The following is a 17,899-nucleotide window of genomic DNA, read 5'->3' on the forward strand; positions in this document are numbered from 1 at the left end:
GCCTGTCCAATTCATCGCCTGCAGGAGATAAGTTGGACAGGCCCCTGGATTTCTGGGAAATCGCTTTAGTTTCTGGGCTCACAAGTGTACATTAGTAACATGTTGTAAAGAGAGGAAGAATTGAATGGATACGCAAAGTTCAGCTTACACGGATTCATCGATCCAGGTGCTGCACGGGCTAGAAGCCGTGCGCAAGCGTCCCGGGATGTATATCGGCTCGACTGATACCCGAGGCTTGCATCACCTCGTTTATGAAATCGTTGACAATGCCGTCGATGAAGCATTGGCGGGATACGGCGATAAAATTAAAGTCACCATCCACAAAGACAACTCGATCACTGTCCAAGATCATGGGCGCGGGATGCCAACTGGGATGCATGCTAGCGGCAAGCCCACCATTGAAGTCATTTTAACGGTGTTGCACGCTGGTGGGAAATTTGATCAGAATTCTTATAAAACTTCAGGCGGGTTACATGGGGTCGGCTCTTCTGTCGTTAATGCTTTATCAGAAAGCTTGACGGTACGCGTGGTGCGCGACAAGCATGCGTTTGAAGAACACTTCATTGCCGGCGGTCATCCAGATGGCGGGTTGCAAAAGCTCGGTAAAGTTAACGAACCTAATGGCACGACCATCACCTTTAAACCAGATCCGACAATTTTTACCACCACGGTGTACTCATTTGACACTTTGGCGGAGCGTTTGCGTGAATCAGCGTTCTTGTTGAAAAACATTGAGATCTCGCTAACTGATGAGCGCACTGATCGCGTGGAGATCTATCACTATCCAGATGGCCTGGTATCCTTCGTTAAATATTTAAACGAAGGCAAAGACACATTATCTGACGTTTTCAACTTCGAAGGCGAAAAAGACGGCGTAGTAGTTGATTTTGCTGGGCAATACAACGACGGCTACTCTGAAAACTTGATCTCTTTTGTTAACAACGTCCGCACCGGTGATGGTGGGACTCATGAAGTGGGCTTGCGTTCTGCAATGACCCGCGCGTTCAATGATTTTGCCCGCAAAGTCAACATTCTCAAAGACAAAGATAAAAACCTTGAAGGCTCTGATGTCCGCGAAGGCTTGGCTGGTGTGTTAGCGGTTCGGATTCCAGAAGAGATCCTGCAGTTTGAAGGCCAAACCAAAGGCAAGCTCGGCACGCCGCAAGCACGCTCTGTCGTCGATGCGGTCGTTTACGAACAACTCAGCTTTTATTTAATGGAACAAGGCACAGCGGCCCAAGAATTAGTCCGTAAAGCCGTTAAAGCGCGTGAAGCGCGTGAAGCAGCCCGGCGCGCTCGTGATGATTCCCGTCATGGTAAGCGTAAGAAGAAAGACACTAGCTTGTTGTCAGGCAAGTTAACGCCTGCTCAATCTAAAAACGCCAAAAAGAATGAATTGTACTTAGTCGAAGGGGATTCTGCCGGCGGCTCTGCTAAACAAGGTCGCGATCGCAAGTTCCAAGCGATTTTGCCATTGCGTGGGAAAGTTTTAAACACCCAAAAAGCCAAACTCGCTGACATCACCAAAAACCAAGAAATCAACACCATGATCTATACCATCGGTGCTGGCGTCGGCGCAGAATTTGATATTGACGCGGCAAATTACGATAAAGTCATTATCATGACCGATGCGGATACTGATGGTGCGCATATTCAGATCTTGTTGCTGACTTTCTTCTACCGTTACATGCGGCCATTGATGGATGCAGGGAAAGTCTACATCGCCTTGCCACCGTTATATCGCCTGCAAAAAGGCAAAGGCGCCAACATTCAAATCGCTTATGCCTGGACTGATGAAGAACTGGAAGCCGAAACCAAGAAAATGGGTAAAGGCTACACCTTGACCCGTTTTAAAGGGTTAGGGGAAATGAACGCCGATCAATTGTGGGAAACCACGATGAACCCAGAAACTCGCACGTTAATTCGGGTGCGGGTTGAAGATGGGGCGTTAGCAGAACGTCGGGTCACCACCTTAATGGGCGACCGGGTTGAACCACGTCGTGAATGGATCGAACAAAACGTCGAATTTGACCTCGATGATGAAGGGTCGATTTTGGAAACGAAAACGGTTGACCATGCCAATATGCAATTTGGGGCGACCAAAATCAAACAACAACTGCGAAAGGGGAAGCGTAAGTAATGGCGAATCAAATCCAAGAAATGACCCTGGAACAAGTCATGGGCGAACGCTTCGGCCGCTATTCCAAATACATTATTCAAGAACGGGCGCTGCCTGATGTCCGCGACGGCTTAAAACCTGTACAACGCCGGATTTTGTTTGCGATGAATGAAGACGGCAACACCTTTGACAAAGGTTTTCGTAAATCCGCCAAATCCGTTGGGAACGTCATGGGTAACTACCATCCCCATGGTGATAGCTCGATTTATGAAGCAATGGTCCGCTTGTCTCAAGATTGGAAACTCCGGGCCCCATTAATTGAAATGCACGGGAATAACGGGTCGATGGATGGCGATCCGCCTGCTGCCATGCGTTATACCGAAGCGCGATTATCGAAGATCTCAGCAGAAATGCTGAAAGATATCGATAAAGATACCGTTGATATGGTATTGAACTTTGACGACACGGCGCAAGAGCCGACTGTTTTACCCGCAGCGTTTCCTAACTTGCTCGTCAACGGCGCCACTGGGATCTCCAGTGGGTATGCCACAGACATCCCGCCGCATAACTTGCGAGAAGTGATCAATGCAATTTTATATTTGTTGAAGCATCCTGATGCCGATCTGGATGCCTTGATGAAGTTTGTTCAAGGCCCAGACTTCCCAACTGGTGGGATCATTCAAGGGCTTGCTGGCATTAAGCAAGCTTATCAAACTGGCCGCGGTAAAATCGTGGTCCGCTCGCGTACCCATGTGGAAGACTTACGCGGCGGCAAACAACAAATCGTGGTTTCTGAGTTACCTTATGAAGTCAACAAAGCAGACCTTGTCAAGAAAATCGATGAGATCCGCGTTGCCAAAAAAGTCGATGGTATCGCTGAAGTCCGCGATGAATCTGATCGCTTTGGGTTAAGCGTGGTCATTGAACTGAAAAAAGAAGCCAATGCTGAAGGCATTCAAACTTACTTGTTCAAAAACACAGACTTGCAAGTGACTTACAACTTCAACATGGTGGCCATTGCTGACATGAAGCCTAAGCAATTAGGCTTCAAGCCGATGCTTGAAGCGTATATCAAACACCGCCAACAAGTCGTCACACGCCGCACGCAATATGACTTGGCCAAGGCGCAAGCGCGTGAACACATTGTGCAAGGCTTGATCAAAATGATCTCAATTTTAGATCAAGTGATCAAAACCATTCGTGGATCTAAAGATAAAGCTGATGCGAAGAAGAACTTGGTGTCTGAATACGACTTTTCGACGGCGCAAGCAGAAGCCATCGTGTCCTTGCAATTGTATCGTTTGACCAATACCGATATCACTGCCCTTGAAGCAGAAGCAGCCCAATTGGCAAAAGCGATTGCCGGCTACCAAGCGATCCTCGGTGATCCGCAAGTTCGCGACCAAGTGATCGAATCAGAACTTTCTGACATTGCCAAAACTTATGGGGATGACCGCAAGTCCACCATTCAAAATGAAATCGAAGCTTTGGAAGTCGATACCACTGTGACTGTCGCCGATGAACGCGTCATGGTCTTAGTTTCTCGCGACGGTTACATGAAACGTTCGTCATTGCGGAGTTATCAAGCAGTCGACGCCTCAGATAACGGCCTCAAAGACAACGACTTCCCAATTTTTGATCGAGAAATGGGGACGTTGCAACACTTGTACATCATTACTAACCACGGGAATGTGATTTATCGCCCAGTGCATGAAATCACTGACGCGCGTTGGAAAGATGCTGGGGAACATTTGTCACAAACTGTTGGCATCGATGCAGACGAACAAGTGATCGCAGCCTTTGGTTTTGATGATTTGACTCAAGCTGGGAACTTCGTCTTAGGTTCTAGCGACGGCTATATCAAACAAACCGCACTTGCAGACATGCAACCACAGCGCAACTATAAGAGTCGCCCAATGGTGGGGATGAAGCTCAAAGCCAAAGATGCAGTAGTGACCAATGCGTACTTCGTAGCACCTGAGTCTCAGCAAACCGTTTTTGCTGTTACCAATCAAGCTTATGGTTTGCAGTTTGCGTTGAGTGAAGTTTCTGTGATCGGCGCTCGCGCCACTGGGGTCAAGAGCGTCGACCTGAAAGATGGCGATTACGTCGTGAACTTCATTTTAGCGGAGGATCCAGAAAACACTGAAGTTGGGATCTTGACCCAACGTGGTGCCTTCAAGAAAATGAAACTCAAAGAAATGGGTGTTGCTACCCGGGCTCGCCGTGGTTTGATGGTGTTGCGTGAATTGAAGAAAGCCCCACATCGCATCGTCGCCATGAATGTCGTGGATGATAACACCGCTTTAACCGTATTAACAGATAACGATACGTTGGTGCCACTGGATCCAAATAGTAGTCCTGATGGCGATCGTTACTCCAATGGGTCATTTGTGATCGACACGGAAACACAAGGTGTCCCAACTTATGTCCATGGTGAAACCATCATCGATTTACCTAGCGCGGAAAACTAATCGATTGATCAACAGTCCTGATCTCATTCAGGACTGTTTTTTGTTGGATAAAAAAGAATTTGATGAAACTGTTGACAAAACAATGAGAAACGTTTAATCTTAACTTCATCAAATAACAACACGCGGAGGAAGTTCATCATGAAAAATGCCATTATTATTACGAATCAAAATACTGCGTTGTTGCGTGATCGATTGTTGATTTAGTCGATCGCGGCATTTGAGATGCGGCCATCGACGAACGGTGGCTGCAACGCCACTGAAGCGAATTCGGTGGCTAGGCAAGCAATAGGGTCCTAGCTATACACAGATGATGTGTGAGTTAGGGCCCTATTTTTTATTCATTTAAATCAGCAAAACACAATTTATGGAGGGTCTACTTATGACAAAACAAATCAAATTCTTCGATACCACTTTACGCGATGGTGAACAAACCATTGGGGTCAACTTCTCCGTGGCACAAAAAGTTGAAATCGCCAAAGCCTTGGAAGCATGGGGCGTCGATTACATTGAAGCTGGCTTTCCAATTGCAAGCCCTGAAGACTTCCGCGCTGTCAATGCGATCGCCAAAACCATCAAGCACACCACCGTCACCGGCTTAGCTCGCCTAGTGCGCAAAGACATGATCGCGGTGCGCGATGCAATTGCCCCAGCACCTCATCAAATGCTGCACACCTTCATTGCCACCAGCCCGATCCACCGTGAATACAAGCTGCACATGACCAAGGAAGAAATGATTGCGAAGATCCGATCAGATGTGGCCTATGCCAAAACCATGTTTGACGTGGTAGAGTTCAGTCCCGAAGACGCTTCCCGCACTGAACCTGACTTCTTAGTTGAAGCTGTGCAAGCAGCCATTGACGCCGGTGCCACCATGATCAACATTCCAGACACTGTCGGTTACGATGATCCTGAAGAATTCGGGGCGATTTTCGCGAACCTCAAAGCCCATATTGCTGAATTTGACCAAATCGAATGGGCGGCTCACACGCACAACGATTTAGGCATGGCGATGGCCAATGCAATGGCCGCCATTAAAAACGGTGCCACCCAAGTGCAAGGTACGATCAATGGCCTAGGCGATCGCGCTGGGAACGTTGATGAAATTCAAGTCGCGGCAGCAATTCATGTTCGTGGCGACTTCTATAATGCGCAAACCAACATCAACCTGCCACAAACCAAGCATGTCTCAGAAATCGTCGCCCAAGCTTCTAGCATTGCGGTTGGGCCCAACCGTCCGATCGTTGGTGCCAATGCCTTTGCCCATGAATCAGGGATCCATCAAGATGGCATGCTGAAAAATCGTCAAACTTATGAAATTCTGGTCCCAGAAGATGTTGGGATGCACACCAGCCTACCTTTAGGGAAGCTGTCTGGTTCTCATGCGGTGATGAACAAACTCAATGAAATGGGCTACCAAGTGAACCGTGAAATGATGACGGACATTTTCCCAATGTTTAAAGCCATTGCCGATGAAACGGATCTGGTGACCCCTGATGAAATGATCGCGATGATGCAGGACTACAAGACACAACAGCAAAAACGCGCTTAAGGCCAAAGTCGACTGTGAATTCAGTCGGCTTTTTTCGTGCTGTATCGCGATTTCGGAGAAACTGCTATGGAATTTCGACATGTGTTGTATCACTACACAAATTGGAAAACTGTATTATTATATGTGATTAGTACAGGCCGTTAATGAGAACGATGTCATTTTAAATGTAACCGCAATCTCGTGAAACAGCGAACGGAGTAGTGGTTTCACACCGTAACGCGAAAAGAATTTATATTCGCATGAGAAAGCGAAAGAAAAGGCTTGCAAGATTGTCGGAGTGTGTTATAGTAAGAATGTAAAATCTGTGACATGGTAATCACATTTTAGGAGGCAACTCAGATGAAACAGTTAGACAAAACCGAAACCAACTACTGGGAAGGTTTCAACGGCGGCAACTGGCAAAGCGAAATCAATGTCCGCGACTTCATTCAACAGAACCTGACCCAATACAATGGTGATGAAAGCTTTTTGGCAGGGCCAACTGAAGCAACCACCACTTTGAACAACCAAGTCCTCAACCTCAAGAAACAAGAACGTGCTGCAGGTGGTGTGCTTGATGCTGACACCAATGTGGTTGCCACGATCACAAGTCATGGTCCTGGCTACTTGAACAAAGATTTGGAAACCATTGTTGGTTTGCAAACTGATAAGCCATTGAAGCGTGCGTTCATGCCATTCGGTGGGATCCGCATGGCTGAAGATGCGTTGGAATCTTACGGCTACAAGCCAGATCCAGAAATGCATAAGATCTTCACTGAATATCATAAGACGCATAACCAAGGGGTCTTTGATGTTTACACCCCTGATATGCGTAAAGCGCGTCACTACAAGATCGTCACTGGTCTTCCAGATGCATACGCACGTGGCCGGATCGTTGCTGACTTCCCACGGATCGCCATTTATGGGATCGATCGTTTGATGGCTGACAAGTTCAACGACTTCCAACACATCGGCGATGGCGAAATGACTGATGATGTGATCCGTCTGCGTGAACAAGTTTCTGATCAATATCGTGCTTTAGGCGACATCAAGAAGATGGCTGCTAGCTACGGCTACGATATTTCCAAGCCTGCGACTAACGCCCAAGAAGCCATCCAATGGATCTACTTCGGCTACTTGGCAGCCGTTAAGACTCAAAACGGTGCCGCAATGTCTGTTGGCCGTATCGATACCACAATCGATGCCTTCATTGAACGTGATATGAAGCGTGGCTTGATCAACGAAAGCCAAGCCCAAGAATTTATCGATCACTTGGTTATGAAGTTGCGTATGGTTCGCTTCATCCGGACTGAAGAATACAACTCCCTGTTCTCAGGCGACCCAATTTGGGCTACCTTGTCCTTAGGTGGTGTTGGCTTTGATGGTCGTCACCATATCACCAAGACTGCCTTCCGCTTCTTGAAGACTTTGGACAACATGGGTGCCGCCCCAGAACCAAACATTACCTTGCTTTGGTCTGAAGCATTACCAGAAGGCTTCAAGCGCTATGCCACTGAAGTTTCCATCACTTCTTCCACGATCCAATATGAAAACGATGATCTGATGCGGACTGAATGGGGCACAGACTACTACGGCATTGCTTGCTGTGTTTCCGCACAACCAATTAAAGACGGGGTTCAATTCTTCGGTGCCCGTGCTAACTTAGCCAAAGCCATTTTATACGCCATCAACGGTGGTGTTGATGAAATCGGCGAAAAGCAAGTTGGTCCTGAAACGAAGCCGATCACTACCGATGTCATCGACTACGACGACTTCATGAAGAAGTTCTCTGTTCAAGCTGACTGGTTAGCAGACGTTTATGTTAACGCCTTGAACGCTATCCAATATATGCATGACAAGTACTACTATGAAGCTGCGCAATTGGCCTTGAAGGATACCCATTTGGATTACACCTTCGCTACCGGGATCTCTGGCTTCTCCCATGCGGTTGACTCCATTTCTGCCATCAAGTATGGTAAAGTGCATGTTATCCGTGATGAAAAAGGCGTTGCCGTTGACTTCAAAGCTGAAGACAATGACTACCCACGTTATGGGAACAACGATGATCGTGCCGATGAAATTGCGGTTTGGTTGATCAAGTGGTTCTACGGTAAGATGAACACGCATCACTTGTATCACAATGCGAAGTTGTCTACTTCCGTATTGACCATCACTTCCAACGTCGTTTACGGCAAGAACACTGGTACCACGCCTAACGGTCGTCAAAAAGGCGAACCATTCTCACCTGGTGCCAACCCAGCTTACGGCGCTGAAAAGAACGGGGCTTTGGCATCCTTGATGTCCACCGCCAAGATCCCTTATCACTACGCCACTGACGGGATCTCCAACACGTTTGGTGTGACCCCTAACACCTTGGGTCACGACGACGAAACTCGCAAAGACACCTTGGTCAACATGATCGATGGTTATATGCACAACAACGGGATGCATTTGAACATCAACGTCTTCAACAAGGAAACTTTGATCGACGCGCAAAAGCACCCAGAAGAATACCCAACCCTTACTGTGCGGGTATCCGGCTACTGCGTATACTTCGCTGACTTGACGAAGGAACAACAAGACGACGTTATTTCTCGGACCTTCTTCGAAGAAATGTAGCCCAGAGCGCAGTTGAGGCGGTTTTAGCCCAACAGGTAGCGTAGCTCGACGCTTTGAACCCGGGTTTGGTTCGAAGCGTTGAGCGTAGCTAACTGCTTGGGCGTTGCCTTAACGGAGCTCGACGACGAAAGCGTCACCTTAAACACGTCACAATAGGCAAGAACTCAACAGTCATGCAGCGGGAGTCGCATTGCGACTCCCGTTTTGCCTAAAGGGCCAAAATAATTTTGGACTTTTAGGCAGAACGACCTGCTACGACTGCATTAGGGGGAGTAATCATGAAACTATTTGAGAATACCAACACACCAACCAACTTGATGGATGTGGTGGATACACCTGAAAACGGCCCGATCAAAGGCTATGTGCACTCAGTCGAAAGCTTTGGCGCGGTAGATGGCCCTGGCATTCGCTTCACAGCGTTTTTACAAGGTTGTCGGATGCGTTGTCAGTACTGTCATAACCCTGATACTTGGAACATCGGCGTCGGCGAAGAAATGACTGCCGACCAAGTCTTAGATGATGCCGAACGCTATAAGGCATTCTGGGGCGATACTGGTGGTATCACATGCTCTGGTGGGGAATCACTGGTCCAAATCGACTTTTTGCTTGACTTGTTTACTAAAGCCAAAGCCCGTGGGATCTCCACTTGCTTGGATACGTCAGGTAATCCATTTACTCGCGATCAACCATGGTTTGGTAAATTCGAACAACTGATGGCAGTCACTGATATTTCTTTGGTTGATATCAAACACATCAACTCCGCAGAACACAAGAAGTTGACTGGGTTTGGCAACGAGAACATCTTGGATATGATCCAATATATGTCTAGTCACAACTGCGATATGTGGATCCGCCATGTTCTCGTTCCAGAACGTACTGATTATGATAACTATTTAACTGAGTTAGGCGATTACATCAAGACGTTAAATAATGTCCAGAAAGTGGAAGTGCTTCCTTATCATACGTTAGGCGTTAAGAAGTATCACGAGTTGGGCATTGCTTATCCGCTTGAAGGCATCGAACCACCAACCCCAGATCGGATCAAAAACGCCGAGAAACTCTTGCATACAGCAGATTACACCGGTTACAAGACTTGGAAGCCTGGAAAGTAACAACTTAACACAACAATAAGCTAGAAGTAACTTTTATAGTTGCTTCTTTTTTTGTTTTATCTTATCATTAAGAAAGCATCTACTAACTTTAAGGAGAATATCGCCATGAAAACCCCTCAAGAAAGCATTTTCTCGTCGAAGACCCTGACATATTTTCTACAACTTGCAGACACGATGAATTACACTCAAGCTGCACAATTGTTAGGGATCACGCAACCAGCGTTGACCCAACAAATCAAAAAGCTTGAACGGACAGTTGGTGCACCGTTGTTTTATTCCATTGGCAAAAAGCTGCATTTGTCCGAAGCTGGCGTCACCATGTTGGAAGCCACGCAACAGATCTATGAGGTCTTAAACGTGGCGACTGATCGCATTCAAGAAGCCTCTGACGCCTCTAACGGGAAAATTAACATTGGTTTATTGGCCTCGATCGAAGACTCAGCGTTCAACTCATTTATTGCAGACTATTATCAACATAACGAACATGTCCAAGTGACTTTGCGAATGATGACGCGGCATGAGATCTGGGATAAATTGGAAAACAACCAAATCGACTTGGCCATTATGTACTTACCAGATGAAACTATCAAACATTGGGATCCATATGCGACCAAGAAGATCATCGATGAATCTTTGGTATTTTTGCATCATGATGAAGAAATGTCACATCGCAAGCGAGTCAAGCTCGCAGAAACTATTGCGCAACCTTGGGTAACTTATCCAGAAGGGTATTTCTTGAATCAATTCATTCATGAGAAATTCAAGAATAAACTGGTCAACGATCCGCAATCTGTTGCACAATTCACCACGCCTTATCAATTGATGCAATTTATCAATCGCACAGGGGTGAATACCGCGTTACCGAATAGTTTCTATCAAGCCCATCAAGATCAGATCCATGCGTATGCCGCAAGCTTTGAGCCTGGGATCAACTTTGAACTCTCATTTGTTTATCGTAAAGGCAAAGATGATATTCCACGGATCGCACAATTTCTGGAATCGTTTGACAAATATTTCCAAGATTCAGATTATTTATCGCGGGTCAAAGAAAACCGTGTTAAACTGAATGAGTAATGTGAAAATCGTTTCAATTAAAGGAGCAATTACTAATGACGACATTGATTTTTGGTCACCAAAACCCAGATACTGACGCGATCACCAGCGCCATCACTTGGGCTGAATTTCAGCGTTTATCTGGCAACACGGATGTTGAAGCAGTCGCTTTAGGCACCCCAAATGACGAAACTAAATTCGCCTTGGATACCTTCAAAACCGCAGCCCCACGTGTCATTGACGCCGCTAACGGTGCTGATGTGATGTTGGTGGACCACAACGAAGCACAACAATCTGTTGCAGATCGCAAAGATTCTACGATTTTATCTGTTGTGGATCACCATCGTTTTGCCAACTTTGAAACTGCGGCACCATTATTCATCCGTGCTGAAGCAGTGGGTTCTTGCAACTCCATTATCTACAAGATGTACAAAGAAAATGGTTTTGAAATTACCCCACAAATTGCTGGTTTGATGTTGTCTGGTGCCATTTCCGACACCTTATTGCTCAAATCTCCAACCACTACTGATCTGGAACGCGAGATCTTACCAGAACTTGCCAAGATTGCTGGCGTTGATTTGCAAGAATACGGCTTGAACATGTTGAAAGCTGGGACCAACCTCGCTGCTAAGTCTGACTTAGACATTGCTGAAGGCGACGCCAAGTCCTTTGATATGGCAGGCAAAACGGTTCGCATTGGCCAAGTAAACGTGGTTGACTTAGAAGAAATCTACGCTCGCCAAGCAGACATTGAAGCCACTTTGAAAGCTGAAAGCGAAAAGAACGGGTACGACTTGTTCTTGTTAGTTGCCACTGATATTTTGAACTCCAACTCCACTGGTCTTGCATTCGGTGAAGGCAAAGACAAGCTAGAAGCAGCATTCGGCGGCAAGTTCGATGCTAACGGCCGCTTGGCATTGCCTGGTGTGGTATCTCGTAAAAAGCAAGTGGTCCCACCATTACAAAAAGCTTTTGAAGCTTAATTGAATCACTGAAGTCGCGCTTCACGCGCGGCTTTTTTGCTAGGAGGGGAAATTCATGGAAAAAGCCCAACAAATCGACAGTATCATCAAATTCTCAAATGCTTTTGGTCCCAGCGGCTTTGAACAACCGGTGATCCGCGCTTATCGTGATGCGGTGAAAGATTTTGGGACGACTGAAATCGATGGCATGTTCAATGCTATTACCAAGCGGAAGGGGAACACAGGGGAGCGCCCTGTCATTCAATTAGACGCACATGCTGATGAGGTCGGTTTATTAGTGCAAGCGGTGCGTCCTAGCGGCTTGTTGAAGTTTGTGACGCTCGGCGGCTTTGTTCCCACTAATGTGCCAGCGATGCGCGTGTTGGTGCGTAATCGTCGTGGTGAATATATTCCAGGTGTTGTTGCCACCAAGCCGCCACATTTTATGACCGCAGCAGAACGCAACGCCGTGCCGACGATCGCTGAAATGAGTGTTGATGTTGGCAGCACCAGTCGCGACGAAACGATCAACGATTATGCCATTGATACCGGCTGTCCGATTGTTCCTGACGTTTCATGCACATATGATGACGCACATGGCATGTTTTTCGGTAAAGCGTTTGATGATCGTGTTGGTGTCGCTGCGATGGTAGATACCTTGACCACATTGCATGGTGAAGATCTCAATGTTGATGTGGTGGCAGGTTTGTCGACACAAGAAGAGGTCGGGTTACGCGGTGCTTATGTCACAGCTCGCAAAATTCAAGCAGACTTGGCGATCGTGTATGAAGGCGTACCGTGTGATGACACGTTTGAACCTGATTGGTTGAGTCAAACCCGGTTAAAAGCCGGTCCAATGCTACGCGATTTGGATACCACATATATTGCCAATCCGGCATTTCAGCAGTTTACCGCAGACTTAGCTGATGAATTACATTTGCCATATACGCGCGCTGTGCGCACTGGTGGCGGTCAAGACGGCGCGGCGATCGGTTATTGGCAAGGGGTACCAACTATTGTTGTCGGCATTCCAGTGCGTTATGAACACACAGCTTACAATTACACGGCACTAAGTGATTTCCAAGCCGCGACAAGTTTGGTGAATGAGTTGTTGCGGCGGCTAGATGCTGAAACGATTGCAAGCTTTAATTCGGTCGATTAATTGCTCAAAACGTCTGTAAACACTGGTAAAGCGTTTGCGGACGCTTTTTTGTATCGAGAGATGCACAAGAGTATGATTTGACGTGTGATTGTCCATTTTGGCAGGTTGACATACCTCACAGAACGCGGTAGCAGAAGCGATTGTAATCGCTACCATGTTGCGCTATGATATGAATGATCAATGACTGGTATCAGTTGCGGTGAGCACAATTTGGGAGAAAACATGATATGACAAACTTCGAAACAGCAATTGTGAGCGCCGTGTTTATTTGTGGGATTACAGGCATTGCTTTATCAGTGATGGCCATTATCAAGCGCCATCGTGTAATCTCATCAGATTTATTGATCGCAAGCCAAGTATTTTTGTATCAGCTGGTGACGTTATTAGCGGTTATGCAAAAGTCGTGGATCTACTTGGCGATTGCGATATTGTGTGATGCATTGTTGGCCATCAGCATTTTACTCCGGGCCCACAAAAAACGACATCCACACGATAGCAAGGATTCTTCAGCAAATTTTGAAGGATAATCAACGAAAATGGCCTTAAGCATGAATCAGTGCTTAAAGGCCATTTTTTGATTCGATCAAATGTAGCTCACGTGAACGAGAAAGTTGTTTGGCATATCGTCGGTGATCAAAACTAAGTTGCGTGGCTCACAGCGCGCTGTGACGCACAAGATGAAACTGGTAGCGAGGCTGAGGCCAGAACTCGTATTGCAAAAGTGCAGCGGTAAGCGAATTGCAAGTTTTCGTTTAAATCGGATGATCCAAGTGATTTATGCTTGGATTAACTCCGGTTGCGTTACTTCGTATAATATATATTATGTAAACTAGAAAAGGCGAAAAATATCAAGGTGGTTTTGACAGCTACTCTCACCTAATTTGCCGTTAAAAGTTTAAGTGATATTTGAACTGATTCCGGTTATCGTCCTTGAGTGATTTACCACGATCAACAGATCTTCGACAAGACTTGTGACTCACAAAAACCTTGTCAATCAATTTAGATTCAGGACGAACGTCATCATCGTTTTGCTTTTCAACAATAAATCTGCTGCAACATCGCACTTAGCTGGTTTCATTCATCAAGATGATGATCACCAGCGGCAATGATGAATGAATTGAACCATGGTTGCACGATCATTGCTGGCAGTTCAGTGACTTGCAACGATTGCTAACAGTTTAAGTGACAGATTCGTGCAGATGTCTAACGTCAACCTAGAAGTCAGAGTCTCGTAGTTTGCTTCCGATATCCGCTTCTCAATGCTAACTGATTCATAAATAGCCATCAAAACAGCCGGAAGTCAGAATCGTGATCAGCATGTTGCGATGATCCGATGCGATTGCAGGTGGTGCGAACGTTTGCCTGCGGTAGATGCGTAACGAATGATCGGCAAAGTCTCTTTGATGTGTCTTGATATCATATCAGTGAAGTGAAAATCAGTCAATTTTTTTGTAATAAAGTCACCGCTGCCCCCTTTTGCCAAACTGCCGTATCATCGTCAGTTCCTATGAGCGTTAGTATTTTTGCATCTGAATGCCGAAAAGGCTTACAATAGACTAAATCTTGAAGGAGACCGGCATGATGCAGAAAAAGAAGTTGATCTTGATCGGTGGCACGATGGGCATCGGGAAAACGACCTTAGGCCAATACTTAGTTGAAAAACGCTTAGATCACGCCGTTTTTCTTGATGGTGACTGGTGTTGGTGTATGCATCCTTGGGTGTTTAATGATGAGAATAAAGCGATGGTGATGCGCAATATTCAATTCTTGTTAAACGCATTCATCGCCAACACCACCTTAGAGAACATTGTTTTTGTTTGGGTGATGCATCAACAAAGCATTATCGATGATTTGCTAAACGGCTTAAACGGCGACTTTGACGTCTATTCTTTTTCTCTTGTCGCAAGTGAAGCGGAGCTGACCACCCGCTTTAGCCAAGATATTGACGCTGGGACGCGTGATCAGGCCGCTTTGCCAGGCGCCATCGCTCGCCTTTCAATGTACGATGCTGTTGATTCTATTAAAATCGATGTGACCGGGAAAGATTATTCAATGAATGCGGATGCGATTGTGAATCAACTGAGATAGGAATGAACATCAGCCCAAAGTGGCTGTTTTGTTCCTCGCGTAACCTGTGAAAATGAAATTTGATGAACTCAGGACACTAATCAGGATACGTCTGCCAGTGAGGGTAATGTTTGGCGGTTGAATCAAGGACGCCTGTTTGTAAATAATCTCGTGCCCATAAGACTAAAGGTGAGGCGTTTTGTTCTGAGAAATCAGTTAGTGCAACTGCCTGTGCCCCAAGTGAATCTTGCCCGATAAATTGAACCGGATGCACTAATAAGTCAGTTTCTGGCGCTTGTAAGCGATAAAACACACCAAGGTGTTGGTTATGATCCCAATGTTTGTAGCGTCAAGGATAATCAAAACTGACCGTCCCAAGCTTGTTGCTGGATGGTTGCAGCGAGCCCAGTTTCCTCATGAACTTCTCGCAACACGCATGCCGCTAGATCCTCTGGTCCATCTAAACTGCCACCATGCAAATCGAAGTGACCGGTATATGGGCCACCATGCTTGTGAATGACAACCAGCTGGTGATGCCAAGTTAAAATGCCATAGCAGCCAAACGCACGATGCAATTTCAATTGAGCGCCTCCCGACTTTAAAAATAACATTCTAATCAAACGGCAAAAATTGTGTACTGCAATCCGAAATATGCGTCAAAATCCAGAACAATTCGATAATTCGACAACTTTAGAATCATCGAACAGCCTATGATAGCGTCTTTAAAAAACCTGGCAGCACCCCATCAAAGACAATTTGATTGAGCTCAACAAGTTTAGACTGGCCTTGCCGAGATGTGGTCACCAAACCGGCCTCTTGCATAATTTTCAGGTGATACGAAGCAGTTGATTTGCCACAGTTGAGTTGGTCAACCAAGATTGCGTATGCCATTTTATTGTGATGTTCATGCAAAGCGCGCACGATGGCCAACCGACTTTCGTCAGCCAGTGCTTTGAAGATCTTGACGCGCCATTCATCATTACTGATTGATTGTTTGATATTCATAGAACTATCATACCATATCCTTTAATCCTTTGTGTGTCAGGATTTAACTCGGTGAAAAGTAATTTGCTTAGATTCTATTAAATAACATTTTTCCGTAGCGATCCGGTCACGGGAAATACAGTTCCCGAGGGTTTTGATTTGTGTAAGCCTCAAATACAGACCGCACCACTGGGTTCATCAGTTCAGAGTCGATGCCGTTAATCGGTTGCCACTGTGTTTCTCCTTCGTTGTTCCCCATGGCAACATGTGTCGATAAGGCTTCAGGTAACGCGTTGGTACAAATAAAAATCAGTTCGCGCTTCCCGTCATTGCGTTGAAAGTTGACGAATCCGAGTTGTTGCCAATCATCGATGCGCAAGCCACATTCTTCGAATAATTCTCGAGATGCTGCTTGGGTGACGGATTCATTCGGTTCGACGTGGCCTCCAGGAAACGTCAAACTCGGTTCAAATTCACTATCTGTTTTTGCTTGCATGAGTAATTGACCTTGGCTTTCAACAATGCAAAAACAAGTCCATTCAGTCGGATAAAAGCGATCCATGGCATGCCATCATTGATTTAGTCATAGTATACCGCGGCTAACAAGTAAATGCGCTGACTGAATCACCCGTCTTTAACTTAATCCCATAAAAAAACGGTACTGAGCCGGTACCGTTTCAATGGTGGTTATTGGGATGCTAATAGTTGCTCGAGTCGATTTAGATTAGGCGCAAATGCGGCATGCACTAATGGCGTCAACACTAATGGTGGTAGCACTGGTGATTTGGTGACGAGCAAGACTTGATCAACGCGCGTCCCAAGCGGCGTTTCATTCAGCGTGAAGATCAATTGAACGTGGTGATCGTGGCTGCGATAACCGACAAATTTGCTACCGGCAAATACCTCCCAATGGAATTCATGTGTGATCGGTGACAATTGCTTGAAGCGCGCAGGATCGCTTAGCCATGCTTTGACGGTGTGAAAAGTGGCGTTGATGTGATGTGAATTGGTGAATAGAATCTGCATACGGATCCCTCCTGTGATTTTTTCGGCTCATTAATAAATTACGCAATCGAAGGCCGTTTCATCTTTGCGGTCGAAAGTTTTTTTAAACGAGCGAGCAAAGCCTTTGATGCCAGGCTCTCAGTTCTATTCCAATTCCGGATACTAAAAAAGCCCGCCTAGGCGGACTAATGATTTTACCAGAGGATCATGCAACAGATCACTGCAATGAAGAACAATGCCAGAGCTGCAATCAAATATTTTTGCGTGCTTTGTAGTTGCGCATACCAGCGACCATCGCCAAACAAGTGCAAATCGTGAAGTTCTGCTTGATGATCATCAGCTAATGCACCGACGGCGTGTGCTTCAAGCGTCAATACTTGATGATGCAACCAAACGCTTGCCAGATGCAAGCACAACGCGATCAACAACCACCACCATGTGGCAAACAAACCACTCCAGTTGGTCACTTCTGGTAACCAAGCCCCAAACGTGGCGACATAAGCAAGCACTGTTAAGGCAGTGACGGTCCAGTAGCGATGTGTCGCCACTGCGAGTTTTGGTTCCACCTCAGCTAAGCGCAAGTAAGCTTTCAATCGCAGATCAAGGCCGGCTTTGGGCGTGCCTTCGGGAATTGGCAAGGCTTTTGCGGCTTCGCGGCGCATAAAGGCATACAAGATCAACGCTAAAACACCGAGGATGGCTGGGGCATATGGAATAAGTTCAGAAATAGACATGAGTTCCCTGCTTTCTATGTTTGTTAACAAAACCAGCATAACAAGGAAAGTGGTGTAGACTTTTGGCAGTTTGTGACGAT

Annotated in this window: 14 protein-coding genes and 1 pseudogene; 10 read left to right on the forward strand and 5 right to left on the reverse strand. The window is 46.2% G+C overall.

The genetic code is table 11. The annotated features are described in order from the left end of the window. Positions 1 to 124: 124 nt before the first annotated feature. The 10 genes from parE to EKM92_RS03355 all read left to right on the forward strand — a co-directional run bounded on the left by parE (position 125) and on the right by EKM92_RS03355 (position 15,117). Positions 125 to 2,140: a DNA topoisomerase IV subunit B gene (parE, locus tag EKM92_RS03310; protein WP_125707847.1), complete on the forward strand. Its 2,016-nt coding sequence runs from the start codon at positions 125 to 127 to the stop codon at positions 2,138 to 2,140. Next, positions 2,140 to 4,593, forward strand: coding sequence for a DNA topoisomerase IV subunit A (gene parC / locus EKM92_RS03315; RefSeq protein ID WP_125707849.1), 2,454 nt, complete (start codon positions 2,140 to 2,142; stop codon positions 4,591 to 4,593). Before parE ends, parC begins: the two co-directional genes overlap by 1 nt. 379 nt (positions 4,594 to 4,972) lie before the next feature. Then, positions 4,973 to 6,142, forward strand: coding sequence for a 2-isopropylmalate synthase (locus tag EKM92_RS03320; RefSeq protein ID WP_125707851.1), 1,170 nt, complete (start codon positions 4,973 to 4,975; stop codon positions 6,140 to 6,142). Positions 6,143 to 6,481: 339 nt separating this feature from the next. Then, complete coding sequence (pflB, locus tag EKM92_RS03325) at positions 6,482 to 8,740, forward strand: formate C-acetyltransferase (protein WP_125707853.1); 2,259 nt, start codon at positions 6,482 to 6,484, stop codon at positions 8,738 to 8,740. Positions 8,741 to 9,057: 317 nt separating this feature from the next. After that, complete coding sequence (gene pflA, locus EKM92_RS03330; RefSeq protein ID WP_420812556.1) at positions 9,058 to 9,852, forward strand: pyruvate formate-lyase-activating protein; 795 nt, start codon at positions 9,058 to 9,060, stop codon at positions 9,850 to 9,852. 105 nt (positions 9,853 to 9,957) lie between these two features. Then, positions 9,958 to 10,926 carry a LysR family transcriptional regulator gene (locus EKM92_RS03335; RefSeq protein WP_125707857.1) on the forward strand — a complete coding sequence of 323 codons (969 nt, stop codon included), beginning with the start codon at positions 9,958 to 9,960 and terminating at the stop codon, positions 10,924 to 10,926. 35 nt (positions 10,927 to 10,961) lie between these two features. After that, on the forward strand, positions 10,962 to 11,888 hold the full coding sequence (locus tag EKM92_RS03340) for a manganese-dependent inorganic pyrophosphatase (protein WP_125707859.1): 927 nt from the start codon (positions 10,962 to 10,964) through the stop codon (positions 11,886 to 11,888). A gap of 55 nt (positions 11,889 to 11,943) precedes the next feature. Next, positions 11,944 to 13,029 carry a M42 family metallopeptidase gene (locus EKM92_RS03345; RefSeq protein WP_125707861.1) on the forward strand — a complete coding sequence of 362 codons (1,086 nt, stop codon included), beginning with the start codon at positions 11,944 to 11,946 and terminating at the stop codon, positions 13,027 to 13,029. Positions 13,030 to 13,256: 227 nt separating this feature from the next. Further along, entirely contained in the window at positions 13,257 to 13,556 is a 300-nt protein-coding gene (locus EKM92_RS03350) for a hypothetical protein (RefSeq protein WP_125707863.1), read from the forward strand. Between the two features lie 1,051 nt (positions 13,557 to 14,607). After that, positions 14,608 to 15,117 carry an AAA family ATPase gene (locus EKM92_RS03355; RefSeq protein ID WP_225420706.1) on the forward strand — a complete coding sequence of 170 codons (510 nt, stop codon included), beginning with the start codon at positions 14,608 to 14,610 and terminating at the stop codon, positions 15,115 to 15,117. A 76-nt stretch (positions 15,118 to 15,193) separates the two neighbouring features. Here EKM92_RS03355 and EKM92_RS13875 read toward each other — a convergent pair. From EKM92_RS13875 to EKM92_RS03380, 5 genes and pseudogenes are all read right to left on the reverse strand, one after another. Next, positions 15,194 to 15,707: pseudogene (locus EKM92_RS13875) on the reverse strand (NUDIX domain-containing protein). A 97-nt stretch (positions 15,708 to 15,804) separates the two neighbouring features. Beyond that, positions 15,805 to 16,101: an ArsR/SmtB family transcription factor gene (locus EKM92_RS03365; RefSeq protein ID WP_125707867.1), complete on the reverse strand. Its 297-nt coding sequence runs from the start codon at positions 16,099 to 16,101 to the stop codon at positions 15,805 to 15,807. Between the two features lie 106 nt (positions 16,102 to 16,207). Next, a complete protein-coding gene (locus EKM92_RS03370; RefSeq protein ID WP_125707869.1) occupies positions 16,208 to 16,642 on the reverse strand; it encodes an NUDIX hydrolase in 435 nt (144 codons plus the stop codon). A 125-nt stretch (positions 16,643 to 16,767) separates the two neighbouring features. After that, positions 16,768 to 17,106: a hypothetical protein gene (locus EKM92_RS03375; RefSeq protein WP_125707871.1), complete on the reverse strand. Its 339-nt coding sequence runs from the start codon at positions 17,104 to 17,106 to the stop codon at positions 16,768 to 16,770. 173 nt (positions 17,107 to 17,279) lie between these two features. Further along, positions 17,280 to 17,819, reverse strand: coding sequence for a hypothetical protein (locus EKM92_RS03380; RefSeq protein WP_125707873.1), 540 nt, complete (start codon positions 17,817 to 17,819; stop codon positions 17,280 to 17,282). Positions 17,820 to 17,899: the final 80 nt, after the last annotated feature.

The organism is Lacticaseibacillus porcinae, from assembly GCF_003946305.1.
Lineage (GTDB): Bacteria > Bacillota > Bacilli > Lactobacillales > Lactobacillaceae > Lacticaseibacillus > Lacticaseibacillus porcinae.

Bases quoted from the DNA above. Each gene is read 5' to 3' on its own strand.
- parE (WP_125707847.1), top strand. From the start codon at position 125: ATGGATACGCAAAGTTCAGCTTACACGGATTCATCGATCCAGGTGCTG.
- parC (WP_125707849.1), top strand. From the start codon at position 2,140: ATGGCGAATCAAATCCAAGAAATGACCCTGGAACAAGTCATGGGCGAA.
- EKM92_RS03320 (WP_125707851.1), top strand. From the start codon at position 4,973: ATGACAAAACAAATCAAATTCTTCGATACCACTTTACGCGATGGTGAA.
- pflB (WP_125707853.1), top strand. From the start codon at position 6,482: ATGAAACAGTTAGACAAAACCGAAACCAACTACTGGGAAGGTTTCAAC.
- pflA (WP_420812556.1), top strand. From the start codon at position 9,058: ATGGATGTGGTGGATACACCTGAAAACGGCCCGATCAAAGGCTATGTG.
- EKM92_RS03335 (WP_125707857.1), top strand. From the start codon at position 9,958: ATGAAAACCCCTCAAGAAAGCATTTTCTCGTCGAAGACCCTGACATAT.
- EKM92_RS03340 (WP_125707859.1), top strand. From the start codon at position 10,962: ATGACGACATTGATTTTTGGTCACCAAAACCCAGATACTGACGCGATC.
- EKM92_RS03345 (WP_125707861.1), top strand. From the start codon at position 11,944: ATGGAAAAAGCCCAACAAATCGACAGTATCATCAAATTCTCAAATGCT.
- EKM92_RS03350 (WP_125707863.1), top strand. From the start codon at position 13,257: ATGACAAACTTCGAAACAGCAATTGTGAGCGCCGTGTTTATTTGTGGG.
- EKM92_RS03355 (WP_225420706.1), top strand. From the start codon at position 14,608: ATGATGCAGAAAAAGAAGTTGATCTTGATCGGTGGCACGATGGGCATC.
- EKM92_RS03365 (WP_125707867.1), bottom strand. From the start codon at position 16,101: ATGAATATCAAACAATCAATCAGTAATGATGAATGGCGCGTCAAGATC.
- EKM92_RS03370 (WP_125707869.1), bottom strand. From the start codon at position 16,642: ATGGATCGCTTTTATCCGACTGAATGGACTTGTTTTTGCATTGTTGAA.
- EKM92_RS03375 (WP_125707871.1), bottom strand. From the start codon at position 17,106: ATGCAGATTCTATTCACCAATTCACATCACATCAACGCCACTTTTCAC.
- EKM92_RS03380 (WP_125707873.1), bottom strand. From the start codon at position 17,819: ATGTCTATTTCTGAACTTATTCCATATGCCCCAGCCATCCTCGGTGTT.